The organism is Milkweed yellows phytoplasma str. MW1 (assembly GCF_000309485.1).
GTDB lineage: Bacteria > Bacillota_I > Bacilli_A > Acholeplasmatales > Acholeplasmataceae > Phytoplasma.
In genome coordinates this window covers 1-1,084 of record NZ_AKIL01000028.1, presented here as the reverse complement: position 1 = coordinate 1,084, position 1,084 = coordinate 1, and the positions used below count along the sequence as shown (strand labels likewise).

Genomic DNA, 1,084 nt, shown 5'->3' with positions numbered 1-1,084 from the left:
TTATCTAAATCAAATTATGCTTTTACTCCTGATAATTATACAAAAGATTCTTTTTTGCAACATCCACAAAAAGGATGGAAACATGAAGGAGGGAATACTTTTTCTTCTGATTCTAGATCTTTTCAAGGAATACATGATTTAGATATGGTTCCTTGTAAATCTTATCAAGAATTTTTAAATAATAAGCAATTAGCAAAAGACGGATTTTTGTTTGTTTCTAGTTTTTTTCATATTATTGGCAATGTTGCAGGTGCAATAGATTTTGCAACAGATGTTAGCGGGATACAAGATGCATTTTTGAATGATAAAGAACAACGTATTGCTATGTTAAATGCTATGGTAGAATAATATTCTAAAGATTATTCCAGAAAAATGTTTTTTCTTTTTTAATTTAAATGATTTAGGTAATGTAAAAGATATAGATATTTCTTTTTGTGATTGTGACATGTTTTCTCTTGATTTAGAAAATTTTTTAAATAATTGGGTTAGAATAAGCGATAATGTTAAGGATAGACTAAGGAAAGATAAAATTAAAAAAATAGTAATGAAAAAAACAAATCATAAAATAGGACATAAAATAGCTCAAACTGCTTTAAAAAAAGCGTCTAAAAGAAGTTTAGGAAGATTTATGGGAAAATTGTTTGTTCCAGGGTTAGCAAATGCTTATGATAAAGCAGAACAAATATATGAATCTGAAAGTAATATTAAGAAAAGAATTAAATTTAACATTAAAAATAATAATAATGAAAAAACATTCGGATTCGCTATCCATTTTCCTTCAGATCAAGAAATAGAGATTTATGAAATAATACAAAATAGTGATAATAATCAATATTCAAGATTAGTGGAAAAAGCTAATATTTCTAATTCAGATCATACGTTAATCAATATTTTAACTGTTAAACAATCTGATGACTCTCCTAAACATATACCTATTTATTGTGGCAAATTAAAGATTTAAGTTTTTTCTTCGTAAAATTACAATTAACATTTTTTGATTTTTATTAATTAAATAAATATCATATTATTTAAAATATAAAAAAATAATAAGAATAAGGTGGTTTTTTGATGAATTTTTTCGAAT

1 protein-coding gene and 1 pseudogene are annotated in these 1,084 nt (G+C 24.0%); both read left to right on the top strand.

Going from position 1 to position 1,084, the window contains the following annotated elements:
* Positions 1–348 (top strand): annotated as a pseudogene (locus RI76_RS03060) (hypothetical protein); the annotation flags it as partial.
* Between the two features lie 196 nt (positions 349–544).
* On the top strand, positions 545–961 hold the full coding sequence (locus RI76_RS00475) for a hypothetical protein (RefSeq protein WP_152411650.1): 417 nt from the start codon (positions 545–547) through the stop codon (positions 959–961).
* Positions 962–1,084 lie beyond the last annotated feature (123 nt).

Excerpts from the sequence above, each read along its gene's own strand:
- RI76_RS00475 (WP_152411650.1), top strand. The coding sequence starts at position 545 with ATGAAAAAAACAAATCATAAAATAGGACATAAAATAGCTCAAACTGCT.